Origin of the sequence: Pseudomonas sp. P108, assembly GCF_032613195.1 — a bacterium.
Lineage (GTDB): Bacteria > Pseudomonadota > Gammaproteobacteria > Pseudomonadales > Pseudomonadaceae > Aquipseudomonas.
This window is the reverse complement of the sequence record NZ_CP126691.1, coordinates 4,376,560-4,395,857: the sequence shown is the minus strand read 5'-3', so window position 1 is coordinate 4,395,857 and position 19,298 is coordinate 4,376,560. Positions and strand designations below refer to the sequence as shown.

At 58.9% G+C, this 19,298-nt stretch carries 21 protein-coding genes; 10 read left to right on the top strand and 11 right to left on the bottom strand.

Annotated features, from left to right (window positions below):
* Positions 1-88: 88 nt before the first annotated feature.
* Positions 89-961, top strand: coding sequence for a LysR family transcriptional regulator (locus QOM10_RS19275; RefSeq protein ID WP_095050837.1), 873 nt, complete (start codon positions 89-91; stop codon positions 959-961).
* A gap of 128 nt (positions 962-1,089) precedes the next feature.
* Here the strand turns inward: QOM10_RS19275 and gudD are convergent, their stop codons facing one another.
* Both gudD and QOM10_RS19265 read right to left on the bottom strand, forming a co-directional pair.
* Positions 1,090-2,433 carry a glucarate dehydratase gene (gene gudD, locus QOM10_RS19270; protein WP_102901669.1) on the bottom strand — a complete coding sequence of 448 codons (1,344 nt, stop codon included), beginning with the start codon at positions 2,431-2,433 and terminating at the stop codon, positions 1,090-1,092.
* Between the two features lie 39 nt (positions 2,434-2,472).
* Positions 2,473-3,819, bottom strand: a complete 1,347-nt coding sequence (locus QOM10_RS19265) for an MFS transporter (protein ID WP_316916763.1) — start codon at positions 3,817-3,819, stop codon at positions 2,473-2,475.
* Between the two features lie 346 nt (positions 3,820-4,165).
* On the opposite strand from QOM10_RS19265, the gene QOM10_RS19260 reads away from it, so the two are divergent.
* Entirely contained in the window at positions 4,166-4,879 is a 714-nt protein-coding gene (locus QOM10_RS19260; RefSeq protein WP_127929029.1) for a FadR/GntR family transcriptional regulator, read from the top strand.
* A gap of 92 nt (positions 4,880-4,971) precedes the next feature.
* Positions 4,972-5,205: a hypothetical protein gene (locus QOM10_RS19255; protein WP_122597345.1), complete on the top strand. Its 234-nt coding sequence runs from the start codon at positions 4,972-4,974 to the stop codon at positions 5,203-5,205.
* A 152-nt stretch (positions 5,206-5,357) separates the two neighbouring features.
* On the opposite strand, the gene QOM10_RS19250 is transcribed toward QOM10_RS19255, so the two are convergent.
* A complete protein-coding gene (locus tag QOM10_RS19250) occupies positions 5,358-6,254 on the bottom strand; it encodes a DMT family transporter (protein WP_316916762.1) in 897 nt (298 codons plus the stop codon).
* Between the two features lie 101 nt (positions 6,255-6,355).
* Between QOM10_RS19250 and QOM10_RS19245 the strand changes: the two genes are divergently transcribed.
* Positions 6,356-7,222, top strand: a complete 867-nt coding sequence (locus tag QOM10_RS19245; RefSeq protein WP_127929026.1) for a LysR family transcriptional regulator — start codon at positions 6,356-6,358, stop codon at positions 7,220-7,222.
* Positions 7,223-7,457: 235 nt separating this feature from the next.
* Here QOM10_RS19245 and yegQ read toward each other — a convergent pair whose 3' ends face one another.
* Positions 7,458-8,789 carry a tRNA 5-hydroxyuridine modification protein YegQ gene (gene yegQ / locus QOM10_RS19240; protein WP_316916761.1) on the bottom strand — a complete coding sequence of 444 codons (1,332 nt, stop codon included), beginning with the start codon at positions 8,787-8,789 and terminating at the stop codon, positions 7,458-7,460.
* 155 nt (positions 8,790-8,944) lie between these two features.
* On the opposite strand from yegQ, the gene QOM10_RS19235 reads away from it, so the two are divergent.
* The gene (locus tag QOM10_RS19235) at positions 8,945-10,006 is read left to right on the top strand and encodes an AI-2E family transporter (RefSeq protein ID WP_064389213.1); all 1,062 of its coding nucleotides are present in this window, start codon (positions 8,945-8,947) and stop codon (positions 10,004-10,006) included.
* Here the strand turns inward: QOM10_RS19235 and QOM10_RS19230 are convergent.
* The 3 genes from QOM10_RS19230 to QOM10_RS19220 all read right to left on the bottom strand — a co-directional run bounded on the left by QOM10_RS19230 (position 10,003) and on the right by QOM10_RS19220 (position 11,072).
* On the bottom strand, positions 10,003-10,185 hold the full coding sequence (locus tag QOM10_RS19230; RefSeq protein WP_316916760.1) for a hypothetical protein: 183 nt from the start codon (positions 10,183-10,185) through the stop codon (positions 10,003-10,005). The two genes, QOM10_RS19235 and QOM10_RS19230, sit on opposite strands and share 4 nt — an antisense overlap.
* A gap of 102 nt (positions 10,186-10,287) precedes the next feature.
* On the bottom strand, positions 10,288-10,482 hold the full coding sequence (locus tag QOM10_RS19225; protein WP_016984641.1) for a hypothetical protein: 195 nt from the start codon (positions 10,480-10,482) through the stop codon (positions 10,288-10,290).
* 230 nt (positions 10,483-10,712) lie between these two features.
* A complete protein-coding gene (locus tag QOM10_RS19220) occupies positions 10,713-11,072 on the bottom strand; it encodes a hypothetical protein (protein ID WP_007917357.1) in 360 nt (119 codons plus the stop codon).
* Positions 11,073-11,328: 256 nt separating this feature from the next.
* Here QOM10_RS19220 and QOM10_RS19215 point away from each other — a divergent pair, with 256 nt between their 5' ends.
* Positions 11,329-12,147, top strand: coding sequence for a shikimate 5-dehydrogenase (locus QOM10_RS19215; RefSeq protein WP_160041047.1), 819 nt, complete (start codon positions 11,329-11,331; stop codon positions 12,145-12,147).
* Positions 12,148-12,347: 200 nt separating this feature from the next.
* Here the strand turns inward: QOM10_RS19215 and QOM10_RS19210 are convergent, their stop codons facing one another.
* The gene (locus QOM10_RS19210) at positions 12,348-12,995 is read right to left on the bottom strand and encodes a YceH family protein (protein ID WP_110719311.1); all 648 of its coding nucleotides are present in this window, start codon (positions 12,993-12,995) and stop codon (positions 12,348-12,350) included.
* A gap of 125 nt (positions 12,996-13,120) precedes the next feature.
* Here QOM10_RS19210 and QOM10_RS19205 point away from each other — a divergent pair, with 125 nt between their 5' ends.
* Positions 13,121-13,630: a DUF1993 family protein gene (locus tag QOM10_RS19205; protein ID WP_150652255.1), complete on the top strand. Its 510-nt coding sequence runs from the start codon at positions 13,121-13,123 to the stop codon at positions 13,628-13,630.
* Between the two features lie 240 nt (positions 13,631-13,870).
* On the opposite strand, the gene sstT is transcribed toward QOM10_RS19205, so the two are convergent.
* Complete coding sequence (gene sstT, locus QOM10_RS19200; RefSeq protein WP_150776392.1) at positions 13,871-15,103, bottom strand: serine/threonine transporter SstT; 1,233 nt, start codon at positions 15,101-15,103, stop codon at positions 13,871-13,873.
* 336 nt (positions 15,104-15,439) lie between these two features.
* Here sstT and QOM10_RS19195 point away from each other — a divergent pair, with 336 nt between their 5' ends.
* Positions 15,440-16,603, top strand: a complete 1,164-nt coding sequence (locus tag QOM10_RS19195) for an MFS transporter (RefSeq protein ID WP_127929020.1) — start codon at positions 15,440-15,442, stop codon at positions 16,601-16,603.
* Here the strand turns inward: QOM10_RS19195 and nhaR are convergent.
* Positions 16,598-17,497, bottom strand: a complete 900-nt coding sequence (gene nhaR, locus QOM10_RS19190) for a transcriptional activator NhaR (protein WP_127929019.1) — start codon at positions 17,495-17,497, stop codon at positions 16,598-16,600. The genes QOM10_RS19195 and nhaR overlap by 6 nt on opposite strands.
* Before the next feature lie 133 nt (positions 17,498-17,630).
* Here nhaR and QOM10_RS19185 point away from each other — a divergent pair, with 133 nt between their 5' ends.
* Entirely contained in the window at positions 17,631-17,873 is a 243-nt protein-coding gene (locus QOM10_RS19185; protein WP_034154673.1) for a hypothetical protein, read from the top strand.
* A 29-nt stretch (positions 17,874-17,902) separates the two neighbouring features.
* Positions 17,903-18,652 carry a TerC family protein gene (locus QOM10_RS19180; RefSeq protein ID WP_150751142.1) on the top strand — a complete coding sequence of 250 codons (750 nt, stop codon included), beginning with the start codon at positions 17,903-17,905 and terminating at the stop codon, positions 18,650-18,652.
* 256 nt (positions 18,653-18,908) lie between these two features.
* Here the strand turns inward: QOM10_RS19180 and QOM10_RS19175 are convergent, their stop codons facing one another.
* The gene (locus QOM10_RS19175) at positions 18,909-19,079 is read right to left on the bottom strand and encodes a hypothetical protein (protein WP_191629857.1); all 171 of its coding nucleotides are present in this window, start codon (positions 19,077-19,079) and stop codon (positions 18,909-18,911) included.
* Positions 19,080-19,298: the final 219 nt, after the last annotated feature.

Below are 19,298 nucleotides of genomic sequence, written 5' to 3'. Positions count from 1 at the left end.
TGATCAGCGCCGCCAATTTAGTCAGCGCGGTGCCAACCGACAAACGACGAAAACTCGCACGAGCCATTAGAAAAATTTGGGACTGGGCATGATTCGACCGCAATTGCCGCTCAACGCACTGCGCGCCTTTGAAGCGTCCGCGCGTCATTTGAGCTTCACCCGCGCTGCCGTGGAACTGTGCGTCACCCAGGCTGCGGTCAGCCACCAGGTCAAAAGCCTGGAAGCGCAACTCAACGTCACGCTGTTCAAACGCCTGCCCCGTGGGCTAATGCTGACCAGTGAAGGCGAAACCTTGCTACCGGTGTTGAGCACCTCGTTCGATCACATCGCGCAGATTCTCGAACGCCTCGCCGGTGGACAGTACCGCGAAATGCTGACCGTCGGCGCGGTCGGTACGTTTGCCGTGGGTTGGCTGTTGCCGCGGCTGGCGGACTTCCGCGCGAAACATCCGCTCATAGATTTGCGGCTGTCGACGAACAACAATCGCGTGGATGTGGCGGCAGAAGGGCTGGATTACGCGATCCGCTTTGGCGCCGGGGCGTGGCATGGTATCGAAGCGACGCGGTTGCTTGAGGCACCGCTGTCGGTGTTGTGCGTGCCGGAAATTGCTCGGCAATTGCATTCGCCGGGGGACTTGCTGCAGCAGACGCTGCTGCGTTCCTATCGTACGGATGAATGGCCGGAGTGGTTTCAGGCTGCCGGGTTGGCGACTCAAGCGGCACCGCCGCAAAGCATCGTTTTCGACTCGTCGCTGGCGATGATGGAGGCGGCTTTGCAGGGCGGTGGGGTGGCATTGGCGCCGCCGCTGATGTTCGCCCGGCAACTGGCGGCGGAGGCGATTTGTCAGCCGTTTGCGATCGAGATTACGACGGGGAGTTACTGGTTGACGCGGTTGCAGTCGCGCCCTGAAACAGCGGCGATGACAGCGTTCAAAACCTGGCTGCTGCAAATCTCTGGTTAATGCAAAACCCTTGTAGGAGTGAGCCTGCTCGCGATAGCGGTGTGTCAGTCAACATTTACATCAATTGACACACCGCTATCGCGAGCAGGCTCACTCCTACAGGGACCGTGGTGGATTGGAGATCAGGTTCAGCGCACCAGACACGGCCGCTTGTTATCGAACTTCCACCCCGGAATCAGAAACTGCATCGCCACGCTGTCATCCCGCGCGCCGAGGCCCATGCCTTTATACAGTTCATGAGCCTTGGCCACCTGGTCCATGTCCAGTTCCACGCCAAGCCCCGGCTTCTTCGGCACCTGCACCAGACCATCGACAATTTGCAGCGGGGCCTTGGTCAAACGCTGGCCATCCTGCCAGATCCAATGGGTGTCGATCGCGGTGATCTCGCCCGGCGCAGCAGCGGCGACATGGGTGAACATCGCCAGCGAGATGTCGAAGTGGTTGTTGGAGTGCGAACCCCAGGTCAGGCCCCACTCATGGCACATCTGCGCCACGCGCACCGAACCCTGCATGGTCCAGAAGTGCGGGTCGGCCAGTGGAATGTCCACCGACTGCAACTGGATCGCATGGCCCATCTCGCGCCAGTCAGTGGCGATCATGTTGGTGGCGGTTTTCAGTCCGGTGGCACGACGGAATTCGGCCATCACTTCGCGGCCGGAATAACCGTTTTCCGCACCGCACGGGTCTTCGGCATAGGCGAGCACCTGATGCTGATCGCGGCACAAGCGAATGGCTTCTTTCAGTGACCACGCACCGTTCGGATCGAGGGTGATGCGCGCGTCGGGAAAGCGTTCGGCCAACGCTGTGACGGCTTCGATTTCCGCATCGCCGCTGAGCACGCCGCCCTTGAGCTTGAAGTCCTTGAAACCGTATTTCGCATGGGCCGCTTCGGCGAGGCGAACCACGGCTTCGGCGGTCATGGCCTTCTCGTGACGCACGCGGAACCAATCATTGTCGGCATCCGGTTCGCTGCGATAGGCGAGATCGGTTTCGCGCTGATCACCAACGTAGAACAGATAACCGAGCATCTTTACTTCATCGCGTTGCTGACCTTCGCCGAGCAGCGCCGCCACCGGTACATCGAGATGCTGACCGAGCAGATCGAGCAGCGCGGCTTCGAGGCCAGTCACTGCGTGGATGGTGATGCGCAGGTCAAACGTCTGCAGTCCACGACCGCCGGCATCGCGGTCGGCGAAGGTCTGGCGCACTTGATTGAGAATCTTCTGCCAGGTGCCGATCGGGCTGCCGACTACCAGACTGCGTGCATCTTCGAGGGTCTGGCGAATGCGCTCGCCACCGGGCACCTCGCCGACGCCGGTGTGGCCGGCGTTGTCCTTGAGGATGACGATGTTGCGGGTGAAAAACGGCCCGTGGGCGCCGCTCAGATTGAGCAGCATGCCATCGTGGCCGGCCACCGGGATGACTTGCATGTCGGTGATGATCGGGGCTTTGGCGGTGTCGTGTGCGGTCATGTTCTTATCCTTTTGATACGCAATCTTTAAAAATGGACGTCAGGCGTGCTTTGGCGCGGCATCGGCCACGGCTATGTCAGCAGCAGGTTTCGGGGTGGTGCGTGCGAAGAAGACAATGATCGCGGCAATGATCGAGGTCGCGGCCAGGCCATAGAGGCCGCCCTGAATCGAGCCGGTGTGTTCTTCGAGCAGGCCGAAAGTGGTCGGCGCGACGAAGCCGCCAAGGTTGCCCACCGAGTTGATCAGCGCGATCACCGCCGCCGCGATGCGGGCATCCAGATACGCCTGCGGGATCGGCCAGAACAGTGACGAAGCGGACTTGAAGCCCAGCGCGGCAAAACAGATCGCAACGAAAGCGAAGATCGGCCCGCCGGTGGTGGACATGAACATCCCCGCAGCAGCGATCAACAGGGCGGTGGCGACCCACGCCTGCTGGTGTTTCCACTTGGCCGAGAACGAAGCGAAGGCGTACATGCCGATGATCGACAGCAACCACGGAATCGAGTTGAACAGGCCGACCTGGAAGTCGCTCATCTCGCCCATTTTCTTGATGATGCTCGGCAGCCAGAAGGTTGCCGCGTAGATCGTCAATTGAATGAAGAAGTAGATCAGACAGAACAGGATGATCTGGCGATCCTTGAGCAATTTGCCCATCGATGGCCGGATCGGTGTCGCGGCTTCGCGGGCCTTCTGTTCCGCGTCGATGGCGTTGACCAGTGCGTCCTGTTCGGCGCGGCTCAGCCATTTCGCGTCGTGAGGTTTGGCGTCGAGCCAGAACCAGACAAATACGCAAAGGCACACCGAGAACATCCCTTCAATGAAGTACATCCATTGCCAGCCGTGCATGCCCAGCCCGTTGATTTGCAGGAGCAGGCCGGACAACGGTCCGGAGATCAACGAAGCCACGGCGGAGCCGCTGAGGAAGATCGCAATCGCCTTGCCGCGTTCGGCGCCGGGCAGCCAACGGGTGAAGTAGTAGATCACCCCGGGAAAGAACCCGGCCTCGGCCACGCCGAGCAAAAAGCGCAACACGTAGAAGTGGGTTTCGTTCTGGATGAACGCCATGCCGGCGGCGAACAGTCCCCAGGTAAACATGATGCGGGTCAGCCAGATGCGTGCGCCGACTTTCTGCAGGAGCATGTTGGACGGGACTTCGAACAGCGCGTAACCGATGAAGAACAGCCCGGCGCCGAAGCCATAAGCGGCGGCACCAATACCGAGGTCATGTTCCATGTGAGTGCGGACGAAACCGATGTTCACCCGGTCAATGTAATTGACGATGAACATGATCACGAAAAGCGGCAGGACGTGGCGTTTCACTTTCGAGATGGCGGACGCGAGTGTCGAATCGACGCCCTCGTTCATCCCGGAGACGGAGGTTTTCACTTGGTTTTCTCCCACTGATTATTTTTATGCGGGGTAGGGCAGGTGCTGCGTTGTTGCTAGACATCATACAACTTAGAATTTTTGTCCTACAAGTGGGGAGGAGTGATTAATTTTCTCTGAGAGGTCGTGTTTTTATGCTTTTTCGTATTCTTATCCAGTATTTGCTAGGGTTTGTGGCTGGCGATGCGTGATTTGTTTTTACGGTATACCGGTTCAGATCGCCAGAAAGGTATGAAGCTATCGTGCTCTAATTTGAATGTTGTCATACAAGTTGTGGTGCTAGAATCAATCTCGTCCGCTCTCGCACAGTGCTACGATCCGCAAGCCCCGATCACCGGAACCGACCATGCAAGAAGACCTCGACGCTCCTGCTCGCAAACGTGCGCACAACCTCGCCCATGACCTGGTCGAGAAGCTCACCCAGAGCATCCTGCTCGGCCAGTTGTCGCCCGGCGACAAGCTGCCGTCGGAGAATTCCATCGTTCAGGAACACGGCGTCAGCCGCACCGTGGTGCGCGAGGCGATTTCCAAGTTGCAGGCTTCGGGACTGGTGGAGACGCGCCACGGCATCGGTACGTTCGTCATCGAGCGCGCGCCTGAGCAGGGCTTGCGCCTGAATGTCGACACAGCGCTCGGGGTGCGCAGCATTCTTGAACTGCGCCTGGGCCTGGAAACCCAGGCAGCGGCACTGGCGGCACAGCGGCGGAGCGAGCAGCAATTGCTGCAAATGCGTCAGGCGCTGGATGACTACCAGCGGTTACTGGACAACAACGACAGTTGCGTCGAAGCCGATCGACGTTTTCATCTGCTCATCGCCGAGGCCACCGGCAACGTCTGCTTCAGTGAAATCATGCAGCACCTGGGCAGTGCGATGATTCCGCGTAACCGGCTCAATGCTGCTGAACGTGGTGCGGCGGATCTGAGCAAGCTCGGGCAACTGGCTCATCTGGAGCACGAGGCGATCTTGAACGCGATCAAGCGTCAGGATGCGGATGCCGCGCGGGCGGCCATGTGGCTGCACCTGACCAACAGCCGCGACCGCTTTTCCGCGCAGGGTTGAACGCCGTTGGTCTGTTCGATAGCACGCCGTACACAGGGCTGATTCCAAGTTGTACGGCCCGGGTATTCCGGACCTCCTGAGTGAGGTGCGTCATGGCTAACGATTTGCTGTTTCAGGGCGGTGTGCTGCCGACCGATCCAACCCGGCCGATGCCTGGTACCGATGAACCGACCCTGGCTGATCATGATGCACCGCCGGGGATGAACCCGGGGCGTGATCCGTTGAGCGATGCTGATCGGCCGGAGGATTGGCAGGATCCGCCGGCTGATGATGAGGATGTGCCGCCCGCGGATGAGCCGACGCCGTTGTCGGATGATCGGCGCTGATCGGTGATTGGCATTTGATTAATGCGTTGTCTGTGCTGGCCCCTTCGCGAGCAGGCTCGCTCCCACATTGGAACGCATTTCCCTGTGGGAGCGACGGTGCGACGACTCGACCTGCTCGCGAAGACGGCATACGCTTCAAAACAGATTTCAGATCAGATCCGGGCTGTCCTGACCAGACCAATCTGCCGCTCCAGATTCAACGCCAACACACTGATCAACACCACCACCGACCCCGCCAGCACCAGCAACGTCGGCCGCTCGCCCAAACCAAACGAAGCAATCCCCATCGCTGTCGGCGGTATCAAATACAACGTCATCGTCGCCCGGCTCAAATCCACATGCTTGAGCACAAAGCCCCACGCCAGATAGGCCAGTGCACTGGGAAAAACGCCCAAGGCCAACACCGCCCACTGCACCCGCAACGGCGCATTCAGCACAGCTTGACCCAGCCCCGGCAGATAAATCAGCAGCATCAACGTCCCCGACCACACCGCGTAACACGCCAGACTGAAACCGTCGTAACGCCGCGCATGGTGTTTTTGCAGGGCGAAGTAAACACTCCATGAAACCGCCGCCAACAGGATCAACAGTGCGTGCGCATCGATATTGCCCAAGCCCTTATCGCCGCTGACCACGATCACCACGCCGACAAACCCGAGCAACACACAACTCCAGCGCCAGGCGCTGACCTGATCCTTGAACACAAACCGCGCCAGCAAGGTGCTGAACAACGGGCTCGATTGCGCCAGCACGCTGGAAGCCCCGGCACTGACGCTTTGCTGGCCGATGTTCAGTGCGACGTGGTGCAGGCTGACGGCGAAAAAACCCAAGGCAAACAAGAGCGGCACATCGCGCCAATGCGGCAGGCAAATGCCCTTGAACGCGGCGATCAATGCCATGAACAACGACGCCAACAGAAACCGCAGCAACGCCAGATGCCCGGGCTCGTAGGCTTGCAGTCCGATGTGAATGCCGGTCGGCGAATACGCCCAGCAAGCAACGACGAAGGCCGTCGCCAAGAGGATTTTCAACGGGGAAGGGTGCGGCATGATCAGGCGCTCGTTGCTGTCGATGCGCCGAGTATCCGGGTCGCCAATCATTCGCCACAACTGACTTATACTGTGCGTAATGTTCACTCAGAGTGATGGATATGGAGCTGGCGCAAATCCGTATGTTCAAGACCGTGGCCGAGCTCGGCAGCATCGCGCGGGCGGCAGAAAAGCTCTGCTGTGTGCCGTCGAACATCACCGCGCGGATCAAGGCGCTGGAGGCAGAGTTGGGTGTTGCGCTGTTTCTGCGTGAGGGCCGCGGGTTGCGCATCAGCCCGGCAGGGCAGACGTTTCTCGCCTATGCCGAAAAGATTCTGGCACTGACCGCCGAGGCCAAACGCGCGGTTGATCCTTCGTCCGAACCGTCCGGGCCGTTGCGCATTGGCGCGATCGAATCTTCGGCGACCGGGCGCTTGCCGCGCTTGCTGGCAAAGTTTCACCAGCGCTATCCGCAGGTGGCGCTGGAACTCACCACGGGCACTTGGGCGCAGTTGCTCGACGACACTGTCAGCCATCGCCTCGATGGGGCGATTGTTGCGGTGGATGTCGAGCGTTCGCAGCTCAAGCGCACGCCGATGTATCGCGAAGAGTTGTTGTTGATCGCATCTACCTCGTTCGGGCCGGTGCGCGGCATTGATGATCTGCAGGACAAAACCGTGTTCATGTGGCCGCAAGGTTGCCCGTATCGGGCGGCGCTGGAGCATTGGCTGTTGCGTCAGGGGTTGTCGCTGCCGATCGTCAGTCTCGCCAGTTATGGGGCGATTGTCGGTTGTGTGAGTGCCGGGGCGGGGGTGGCGTTGGTGCCCAAAGGCGTGTTTGAGCAGTACGCGAAAGGAGCTGGGTGTGTGGGGTATGAGTTCGCTGAACTGACGGCCGTCGACAACTTGTTCTACTGGCATGAAAACGCCGGGGTGCATCCGGCGCGGGAGGCGTTTGTGGCGATGTTGCGGGAGGAGTTTGTTGCGTAGGAAAAGCTTTCCCTCACCCCAGCCCTCTCCCGGAGGGAGAGGGGGCCGACCGAGGTGTCTCGGGTTAAACGCCGACCTGAACAATCGAGTCGATTATGGATTCGGCCAAGTCTGATTTTCTTGATCAGAAGAGTCGATTGTGGATTCACCGACGAATTTTCAGGTCGGTGAACCTCTCAAATATCCCCCAATCAGTCCCCTCTCCCTCTGGGAGAGGGCTAGGGTGAGGGGCTTTTCAAACACTACCGATATCCCGCATCAACAACCCAAACCGCAAATCCACCCCCTCCGGAATCGGCACATAAACCGTGTGCCCATCCCCCGGTGCCAAGTCGATCGCCTCTCCCTTAACACTCTGCAACTCATGCAAATCAAAATGAAAATTACCCGTGGGCGTCATCAACTCCAGATGATCACCAAGACCAAAACGATTCTTCACCTTGACCTCGGCCAGCCCCTCACGCCGCTCGCCGGTCAACTCACCCACAAACTGCTGACGCTCCGACACCGAACTGCCGTGCTGATAATTCTGGTACTCGTCATGCACATGCCGGCGCAGAAAACCTTCGGTGTAGCCACGTTGCGCCAGTGACTCCAGATCGGTCATCAGGCTGCGATCAAATTCGCGCCCGGCCACCGCGTCATCAATCGCCCGGCGATAAACCTGGGTAGTGCGCGCGCAATAGAAGTGCGATTTGGTCCGGCCCTCGATCTTCAGAGAATGCACGCCCATGCGCGTCAGACGCTCGACATGCTGCACCGCGCGCAGGTCCTTGGCGTTCATGATGTAAGTGCCGTGCTCGTCCTCGAACGCCGGCATCAACTCGTCGGGGCGGTTGGCTTCCTGCAGCAGGAACACCTGATCGGTGGGCGCGCCGAGGCCCAGGGTCGGCTCGGGCTGGAAGGTCTGGACGATGTCGCCGAGCTGGTTTTCCGTGGCCTCTTGCGCCGAGTATTTCCAGCGACAGGCGTTGGTGCAGGTGCCCTGATTGGCATCGCGCTTGTTCATGTAGCCGGAGAGCAGGCAGCGCCCGGAATAGGCCATGCACAGTGCGCCGTGGACGAATACTTCCAGCTCCATGCCCGGCACCTGTTCGCGGATTTCGCCGATTTCCTCCAGCGACAATTCCCGCGACAGAATGATCCGGCTCAAGCCCTGTTGCTGCCAGAACTCGACGCTCGCCCAATTCACCGTGTTGGCCTGCACCGACAGGTGAATCGGCATCTGCGGGAAATGCTGGCGCACCAGCATGATCAGCCCCGGGTCGGACATGATCAGTGCATCCGGCGCTATCTCGATCACCGGAGCCAGATCCTTGAGGAAAGTCTTCAGCTTGGCATTGTGCGGCGCGATGTTGACCACCACGTAGAAGCGCTTGCCCTGCGCCTGCGCTTCGCGGATACCCAGCGCCAGGTTGGCGTGGTCGAACTCGTTGTTGCGCACCCGCAGGCTGTAGCGCGGCTGGCCGGCATAGACCGCATCGGCGCCGTAGGCGAAGGCGTAACGCATGTTTTTCAGGGTGCCGGCGGGGGCGAGCAGTTCGGGAGTGGCGAGGATCGGGGTCATGGCGGTGTCGGTCGCAAAAGCGCGGCAGGGTAAGTCAGATGCGGTGAGGGTTTGTTGATCTGGATCTATGCTCCATGAATAAAGATGGCACTCGTGCGCGCCGCGGCTGACTAAGGAGCGGGGCGTGCATGACGCCTGACTGACATGGACCGGACATGAACGAAAAAAGCCTTCAATTCAAATCCCTGACCGTGCTGCTGGTGCTGGTCACGGTGGCCTTCATCTGGATTCTGTTGCCGTTCTACGGTGCGGTGTTCTGGGCGGTCATCCTCGGCATTCTGTTTGCGCCGATGCAACGCAAATTGCAGGCGAAATTCGGCTGGCAACGTAACCTGACATCGCTGTGCACATTGAGCATCTGTCTGGTCATCGCGATTTTGCCGGTGATCATCGTCAGCGTGTTGCTGGTGCAGGAGGGGGCGACGGTTTACAAGAATATCGAAAGCGGTGAGCTGGACATTGCCGCGTATCTGGCGCAGTTCAAGCACAGCTTGCCGCCATACTTTCAGCACTTGCTCGACCGTTTCGGCATGGGCGAACTCAATGGCCTGCGCGAGAAAATCGTCAAATCGGCGATGCAGGGCAGTCAGGTCCTGGCCACTCAAGCGTTCAGTTTTGGTCAGGGTACGTTCGAGTTCGTGGTGAGTTTTTTCATCATGCTGTATCTGCTGTTTTTCTTTCTGCGTGACGGCGCCGAACTGGCGCGCAAGGTGCGGACCGCCGTGCCACTGGAGGAAGGCCACAAGCGGCGCTTGCAGTTGAAGTTCAACCGCGTGGTACGGGCGACGGTGAAGGGCAATCTCGTAGTCGCGGTGACTCAAGGCGCGCTGGGCGGAGCGATTTTCTGGTTTCTCGACATCCCCAGCGCATTGCTGTGGGCGGTGTTGATGGGGTTTTTGTCGTTGCTGCCAGCAGTCGGCGCGGGGATTGTCTGGGCGCCGGTGGCGGTGTATTTCCTGCTCAGCGGGATGATCTGGCAGGGCGTGGTGCTGGGCTTGTTCGGGGTTTTCGTGATCGGTCTGGTGGACAACGTGCTGCGACCGATTCTGGTCGGCAAGGACACCAAAATGCCCGATTACCTGATTCTGATCTCGACCCTTGGCGGTCTGGCAGTGTTCGGCCTCAACGGTTTTGTGATTGGGCCGCTGATCGCGGCGTTGTTCATGTCGAGCTGGGCGTTGTTCGCCGAGACCAAGCCCAAGGTGCAACTGCCTTAAGCGTGGAACAGCTCGCTGACGATTTTTTGTGACAGTGCCTGCGCGGCGGGCAGCGAAGTGAGCGGGCCGCTGATCGCTTCGCCGTCGCGCATCAGATACCAGCAGGCGAGCAAGCCCGAGGCCCTGAGCGAAGCGGGAACGGCGCTGCCGATAACGGACATGATTTGAACCTGAGCCATGACGAGTACCTCCATCTATCAATGGAGCTACCTTAGAGATTCGCCGGTTCTACGGACAATCAACGCTTTCGATAGTGGTCATTGACGCCGTTGAGGGCTGGCTCAGTCGACCACTTGATCAAGCATGTGCATGACTTCGCGCTCATTGAGCAAACCCTTGTGCACCAGGTTTTCCGCCAGCAGCGAGAGAAATTTCGCGCAGCGATGGCCTTCCAGGTGCTTGAGTTCTGTCAGCGCGCTGTACACCTTGCTGGAGGTGCACAGGCCGACGATGCGGTGCGGGTTTTGTGTTGGCATACAGTCGTCCTTGTTGTTATCAACCTGTTGTTTACGGACGGATTCAGATTGCAGCTCCGTCATGACAAAAAAGTGACCGTTTTGTGGAAATCTACATAGCGGTCATTCAATCATGCCGACTTTAGCCGGTGAAACTGTCCTCACAGCGACCTTGGCGAGATTTTTTCAGACGCTCGCCGACCAACGGTCATAAAAAAGCCCCGCTATAAAAGCGGGGCCTTGTGTTTCGGTTACCAGCGCGGACCGCCGTAGTAGCCATGTGGCCGACCGTAATAACCGCGAGGCGGACCGTAGTAGACGGGGGCCTGTTGAATGTACACCGGTTGCTGCACATACACCGGTGCCGGCTGGTAGTAGACCGGTGGTGGCGGCTGCTGCACGTAGACCGGTTGCGGCTGAACATAAACCGGCTGTTGTTGCACATACACCGGCCGATCCTGGTTGATCAGTGCCGAGCCGATGATGGCCGAGCCGACGATCGCGCCAAACACCGCAGGGCCTTGCCAGCCGTGGCCACCACCGGCTTCTGCCTGACCTGTGACAGCGAGTGCGCCAATCAACAAGGCCAGAATGGGGAGTTTACGAATCATGATAAGTCCTCGGTTCTTCGACCCGGCGGCAGGGCCTGCACCAGGCCCACAGTTGTCGCGGGGATACTTCTAAGACAGCGAAATTCTGAAAATCAGCACAGCCGCTGGGTAAATTTTGTGTAAGGTCTGTACCGGCTTCTTTACCGGGCCAGGCAAGGGCCAAAAGACACCTTTAAAACAGGCCTCAATGATCGTTCAGAACCCGATGGGCTGGCTAATCCCGTCTATCCGAAAGTGCGTTTGAAGGAGAAGTTTCATGCAGATGAACCCGAACAAAGACACTCAGCTGTGCATGTCCCTGTCAGGGCGCCCAGGCAATTTCGGTCTGCGTTTTCATAACCATTTGTATGAGCAGTTGGGCCTGAATTTCTATTACAAGGCGTTCAGCAGTCAGGATTTGACGGGTGCCGTGGGCGGCATTCGCGCTTTGGGCATTCGCGGTTGCGGCGTGTCGATGCCGTTCAAGGAAGCGTGCATTGCGCTGGTCGATGAGCTGGATGCGTCGGCGGCAGCGATCCAGTCGATCAATACCATCGTCAATACCGACGGCCATCTGAAGGCTTACAACACCGATTACATTGCCGTCGCCCAGTTGCTGGAAACCCACGCGGTGCCCAAGGATTCGACCTTCGCCCTGCGTGGCAGCGGCGGGATGGCCAAAGCGGTGGCCAGCGCCTTGCGCGATGGCGGTTACAAAAACGGTTTGATTGTCGCCCGCAACGAGCGTGCCGGGCGTGCATTGGCGGATTCGCTGGGTTATCGCTGGCAGGCGGAACTGGGCGAGGAGCGTCCACAGATGCTGATCAATGTGACGCCAGTGGGCATGGATGGCGGGCCGGAGGCGGGGCAGTTGGCGTTCGAGCCTCAAGTTATTGCTGCGGCTGAGACGGTATTTGATGTGGTCGCGATTCCGTCGGAGACGCCGCTGATCGTGCGTGCTCGGGCCGAAGGCAAAAAGGTGATTACCGGGCTTGAGGTGATAGCGATTCAGGCGCTGGAGCAGTTTGTCCTGTACACCGGCGTGCGCCCGAATGAAGCTCAGTTTGCGGCGGCGGTGGAGTTTGCCCGGAGCTGATGGGTTGTGGTGGCTGGGCGGGCCTCTTCGCGAGCAGGCTCGCTCCCACAGTTGAATTTTTGTCATACACAGATTGTGTGCTCGCTGTAGATCCCCTGTGGGAGCGAGCCTGCTCGCGAATGCGGTGTGTCATTCAAAAATGATGTAGCTGACAGAACCTCTTCGCGAGCAGGCTCGCTCCCACAATAAAACGGTGGTGGTTATTCGAGGCGGGCCAGGCGCTCTTCCAGCGCTGCGATCCGCGCTTCCAGTTCTTCAATACGCTCAACCGAAACACCACTGCTCGCACCGCGATCCGACGGATTCTGCCGTGCCGCCATGATCGCCTCGATATCCGCCGGATCACCCAGCGCATGGGTGTAACGATCTTCACGTTGCCCGGCCTGGCGCGGAATCAACACGGCCAACCCGCGCGCAATCAAGCGCTCAAGCTGATGCACCACTTGCTCGGTGTCTTCAAATTCATGCATGCGGCCACTGCGGGTCAGCAGCTCATTGACGGTCTGCGGGCCACGCAAAAACATCAAACCGCTGAGAATCACCTGCGCCGGCACCAGTTCCAGTGCCTTGTCGACCTTGTGCTCCCAGCGGTCGGCGCGACTGCCCATCACCAGTTTGGCGAAACCGCGACCTTCCAGTGCGCGCAAGCTCTGCCCGACCTGACCCTGAGTCAGGTTCATCACCGGTTCGCGGCTGGTTTTCTGATTGCACGCCGTGACCAGCGCATTAAGGGTCAGCGGATAGGTTTCCGGACTGGTTGCCTGTTTCTCGATCAACGAGCCGAGGATGCGGATTTCCGTGGCATTGAGCCGTGGCTCGTCGAAGGTGGATTCTGGTTCAGTGGTCATCGCGCGTTCCCTTTGCAGTCGAAGGCGCCTAGCCTAATCCTTGCCAAACAAAAGGCAAGCCGTGTGGTCATCAAGCATGGCTATAATCGCCTCCTTGTTCCACCCAGCCACTACTCGAGACTGCCATGACCATTTCCCTGTACGCCGCATCCGTCCCGGTTTTTCAACAGATGCTCAACGCCCTGAGCGATGTACTGAAAAAGGCTGAAGCCCACGCCACCGAGAAAAACATCGACCCGAACGCCTTCCTGCAGGCACGTCTGTACCCGGACATGTTCCCGCTGACCCGCCAGGTGCAGATCGCTGTCGACTTCGCCAAGGGCGTTTCCTCACGTCTGGCTGAAGTCGAAGTGCCGAAGTACGACGATACCGAAACCACCTTCGCCGAGCTGCAAGCCTTGATCGCCAAGGTGCTGGCCTACATCGGTGAGATCAAGCCAGAGCAGATCGACGGCAAGGAAGGCATCGAAATCGTTACTCGTCCGGGCACGCCGAAAGAGAAGCGCTTCAGTGGCCAGTCGTACTTGCTGACTTATGGCTTGCCGCAGTTCTTCTTCCACGTCACCACCACTTATGCGTTGCTGCGTCATAACGGTGTTGAAGTGGGCAAGCGTGATTACATGGGCGCGTTCTGATTTTTCAAGAGCCCCTCACCCTAACCCTCTCCCGGAGGGAGAGGGGACTGATCGCGTTGTTTGTTCGGGATACGCCGACCTGAAATATCAAGTCGAACTCAGGTTTTGAACAGCACTCGGTCTGCCCCCTTTCCCCCTCGCCCCCTTGGGGGAGAGGGTTGGGGTGAGGGGGAAAAGATCTCAGTCACAAAAAAGCCCGCCAAGGTTCACACCATGGCGGGCTTTTGATTACAGCGAATATCAAGCCGTGCGTTGGGCTTTCGCTTCTTCACCCAGGCAAGCCGCAGCGGTAAACAGCACATCAGTCGACGAGTTCAGCGCGGTCTCTGCCGAATCCTGCAACACGCCAATAATGAAACCGACCGCCACCACCTGCATGGCAATCTCGCTCGGAATCCCGAACAAGCTGCACGCCAACGGAATCAGCAACAGCGATCCACCCGCCACACCCGACGCGCCACAGGCGCAAATGGCGGCGACAACGCTGAGCAAAATCGCCGTAGGAATATCCACGGCAATACCCAATGTATGCACGGCCGCCAGGGTCAGTACGGTAATCGTGATCGCCGCGCCGGCCATGTTGATGGTCGCGCCCAGCGGAATCGACACCGAGTAGGTGTCTTCATGCAGGCCAAGGCGCTTGCTCAATTCCAGATTCACCGGAATGTTCGCCGCCGAGCTGCGGGTGAAGAACGCGGTGATGCCACTTTCACGCAGGCATTTGAGGGTCAGCGGGTACGGGTTGCGACGCAGCTTCCAGAACACGATCAGCGGGTTCATCACCAGCGCCACGAACAGCATGCAACCGAGCAGCACGGCCAGCAGGTGCGCATAACCGATCAGAGCGCCGAAACCGGAGGTGGCCAGTGTCGAAGCGACCAGACCGAAAATGCCCAGCGGTGCAAAGCGAATCACCACACGCACGATCAAGGTCACGCCGTTGGACAGATCGCCCAGCACTTCGCGAGTGGTGTCGCCGGCATGGCGAATCGCGACGCCCATGCCGATCGCCCAGGCCAGAATGCCGATGAAGTTGGCTTCGATCAGCGCCTTCACCGGATTGTCGACCACGCTCAGCAACAGACTTTGCAACACTTCACCAATGCCGCCGGGCGCAGTGACCGCAACGTTCTCGGTGGACAGCACCAGGTGCGACGGGAATGCCATGCTGGCGATGACAGCGACCACTGCTGCGGCGAAGGTACCCAGTAGATAGAGGAACAGAATCGGGCGGATGTGGGTTTCCTGGCCGTGCTTGTGGTTGGCAATAGAGGCCATTACCAGCACGAACACCAGAATCGGCGCGACGGCTTTCAACGCCGACACGAACACTTTTCCGATGAACGCGGTGTCTTTTGCCACTTGCGGGGCGAACATCGCCAGAGCGATACCGGCAATCAGGCCGATCAGGATCTGGGCGACCAGGCTCAGGTTCTTCAGGCGCTGCAATAGAGAAGGGGACGAAGCAGTCATAACGGCATCTCTGATTTTTTATAGGGTGCAAGGTGGCGTGAGGGCGGTGGACATCGGGGGCAGACCACCGTCACGCACCGAAAGGGCTGACGCGAGATCAACGCCAATAAACCGGTCGTTGAATAAGCTGTACGTTTTTCAGGGCGCGGACTTTATCACAGCGTGGGCCTTATCCTTCAGGCCTGTGACGATCTGCCACCGGATCAGGCAACAAAGTCGACAGGTTTGTGCAAGTCAGCCCGGACACACTCTGTTAAGATTGCGCATCCTTATTTTCAAACTCTGCCAGCGGGCCTCCGGGTCAACGCTGGTGTCGTCGTTTTGCTGGAGTTGCGCATGCTGTTGCCCATTCTTCTGTTGTCCGCCGCCGGGTTCACGGTGCTGACCACGGAATTCGTCATCGTCGGCCTGTTGCCGGCGATTGCCCGAGACCTCGCAGTCACCATCCCGCAGGCCGGGCTGCTGGTGACGCTGTTCGCTTTTACCGTGGCGATGTTCGGGCCTTTCCTGACCGCATATTTCGCCCGCTTCGAGCGGCGCAAACTGTTTATCAGCATCCTGATCATGTTTGGCCTGGCCAATACCGTGGCCGCACTGGCACCGAATATCTGGGTAATGGCGATTGCCCGATTGATTCCGGCGCTCGGTCTGCCGGTGTTTTGGGCCTTGGCCAGTGAGACGGCAGTGGACATCGTCGGCCCGGATTTCGCCGGTCGTGCGATCGCCAAAATCGGTTTCGGCATTGTCTGTGCCACGGTGTTCGGCATCCCGGTCGGCACGCTGATTTCTGACGCCTTCGGCTGGCGCAGTGCCTTCGGCATTCTGGCGGTGATCGCCTTTGCCAAGGCTTTGTTGCTGTTTGTCTACTTGCCGAAAACCAGCCTGCACCAGCATCAGGTCAGCTTCCGCTCGCAGTTCAAGATCCTGCGCAGCCCGTTGATGATCGGCCATATCCTGCTGTCGATTCTGGTGTTCAGCGGCATGTTTACTGCTTACACGTATCTGGCCGACATTCTTGAGCGCCTCGCCGGCTTCAACGGCACCGTGGTCGGTTGGTGCCTGATGGCCTTCGGCGCGGTCGGGTTGATCGGCAACTCGCTGGGTGGTCGTGCGGTCGACCGCCATCCGTTGGGGGCATCGGTGTTGTTCTGTGCGTTCATGATTGCCGGCATGGTCTCGCTGGTGCCGAACATTCATTCGCCGCTGGGGCTGGCGGTGGCGATGGGGATCTGGGGTATCACCCAGGCCGCGTTGTTCCTGGTCAGCCATGTGCGCCTGATGAAAGCCGCGCCGGAAGCGCCGGCCTTTGCTGCTTCGCTGAACATCGCCGGGGCCAATCTGGGGATCGGTCTGGGCGCCATTGTCGGTGGCCGGGTCATCGACAGTGCGGGTCTGGGCTTCCTCGGCTTTGCCGCCGCCGGCTTCATTCTGCTGTCGGTGTTCCTCGCCATGGTGTTGATGACGCTCAAGCCGCGCGAAATGTGCGCCGAGGCCTCATAACGCAGTAAACAGCTCGCGTCGGGCACCTTCGGTAATCGCAACGATGCCGGGGTGCTTGACCTTGCGCTCCACCGAAATGGCATAGAACGACTCGGTCACCGCGTCGGTCTGGCCAATCAGCTCGACGCCGTACTGGCGCTTCACTTCATCGGCAATCACGCTCGGGCCGATAAAAATCCCGCTGCCGGATTGGCCGAACGCCTGCATCAAGGCACTGTCATCAAACTCGCCGACGATTTGCGGCTGGATCTGCTGCTCGGCAAACCAGCGCTGCAAGCGGCTGCGCACCACGGTTTCCGGTCCGGGAATCAACAGCGGCGCGCCATGCAGGCTGCGCGGAAAGTCCTGACCGTATCTGGCTGCCAGTTCCGGGGTGGCGAAGAAACTGATCCCGCACTCGCCGAGCTTCTGGCTGTAGCCCTTGATATCGAGGTGCGAGGGCATCGGGCTGTCGGAAATCACCAGGTCCAGACGCTGAATGGCCAGATCGGCCAGCAAGCGTTCGAGTTTGTCTTCGCGGCAGGTGATGCGCAGCGGCTCGTTCAGCTCCATGGTCGGCGCAATCAGGCGGTAGACGATGGATTTCGGCACCACATCTGCCACGCCAACGCGGAACAGAATCTGCTGTTCGTTGGGCTGGGCGCGCAGCATCAGTTCCAGTTCGCCGCCGAGCTGGAACATCTGCTCGGCGTAGGGCAGGGCTTGTCGCCCGGCTTCGGTCAACTCCAGTTGCCGGCCTACGCGTCTGAATAACTCGATGCCATAAGTCTGTTCGAGCAGGGAAATCTGCCCGCTGATGGTCTGTGGTGTCAGGTTCAGTTGCTCGCAGGCGCGCACGATGCTGCCGGTCTTGGCCACGACCCAGAAGTAATGCAGTTGTCGGTAGTTGAGCATGACGGTCTACAGTTCGTGAAAATCGAAGTATAGCCGCTAAAAATACGAATTTTCCTGAAGTGTTTGTCTCCCTAGAATGCCCAGCCATCGACGGCCGGTCTGTGAGCCTGTCTGTTCATTCGAAGGAAACTTTATGAAATACACAATCCCAGCATTGATGTTTACGTCTTTACTGCTTCTGGCCGGTTGTGACCAGGCCGAGAAAAGCGCCCAGCAATTGATGGGCAAAGCCGCCGAAAGCGCCAAGCAAGCGATCGACGACACGCACAAGGCCGCCGAACAAGCCCTGAGTGATGCCACCGGCGGGTTGATCGAGAAGAAAGAAACACCGGAAAAAGACGCGGAAAACTCCGAATCTTCCTCCAAGACCATCTAATTCGTCTTACACAGAGTCAGGACTGACCCATGGAATATCTGTTACAGCTCGCCGCCAGCCCCACCGCTTGGGTTGCTTTGGCCACATTGGTGGTGATGGAAATCGTGCTCGGCATCGATAACCTGATCTTTATCTCGATCCTGACCAACAAATTGCCCAAGCAGTACCAGCAGAAGGCGCGCCGCATCGGTATCGGCATGGCGTTGATCCTGCGTCTGGCGTTGTTGAGCACCATCGCCTTCATCGTGCAGTTGACCGCGCCGGTGATCGAGATTCTTGGCCAGGCCTTCTCCTGGAAAGACATGATCCTGATCGCCGGTGGTTTGTTCCTGGTCTGGAAAGCCACGACCGAGATCCATCACAGCATGGACCCGGCACCGGAAGATCCGAAGTCGGCGACCTCGACGGTTACCCTGGGGTTCGCTGCCGCTATTGGCCAGATCCTGATGCTAGACATGGTGTTCTCGATCGACAGCATCATTACTGCGGTCGGCATGACCGAACACTTGCCGATCATGATCATCGCGGTGGTGGTGTCGGTGCTGGTGATGCTGTTTGCCGCTGAACCGCTGGCCAAGTTCATCAACGACAACCCGACGGTGGTGATGCTGGCTCTGGGCTTCCTGATCATGATCGGTATGACCCTGATCGCCGAAGGCTTTGGCGCCCATGTACCGAAAGGTTATGTGTATGCAGCGATGGCATTCTCGGCTTCGATTGAAGTGCTGAACATGATGTCTCGCAGGGCTAGGCAGAAGAAGTTGGCTGAGCAGGTGTAACTGCTGAAAGTACAAAAACCGCCTGAACTCTTAGGGATCAGGCGGTTTTTTTTGATTCGAGATTTGCCGTGTCGAATAGAACCAGCCCCTCACCCCAGCCCTCTCCCGAGGGAGAGGGAGCCGATCTGCGTGGTTTTTAAACCTGAGTTCGGCTCGATATCTCAGGTCGATGTACTTCTCAATAGCGACTCGGTCAGTCCCCTCTCCCTCGGGGAGAGGGCTAGGGTGAGGGGCTTTTCGCTTTTGATGTTGAACCTCAGTGCGCAGTAGCATGCCTCACGCGGTGTTCCTCGGCTTTCTCAGCCGCAGCAGGCTGAACCGGATGGTGATGATGGCGCCGCGAAATCCGTAGCACCCCCCACAACATGGCGGCAGCCACGGCCAGCCAGCCGGCAATCAACATCACAATAGTCATGGTCAGGCTCATCAGTGCCTCCTCTTCGCCCTGCATCGGGCGCACACTTTTTTCAATTCGCTCTGTTTCAATGACAGTCTAGACAATGGGGTGTTTCAGGCTATTGACCAAAGGTCGGTGGTGACCAATCAGTTTGCTCTATGCAATCGAAGTGTCTGCCGCTTAAGGCTATACCGCAGCCTGGCGCGGCCCTATGATCGCAGGCGTTGCCGGAACACGATGACCGGCGTC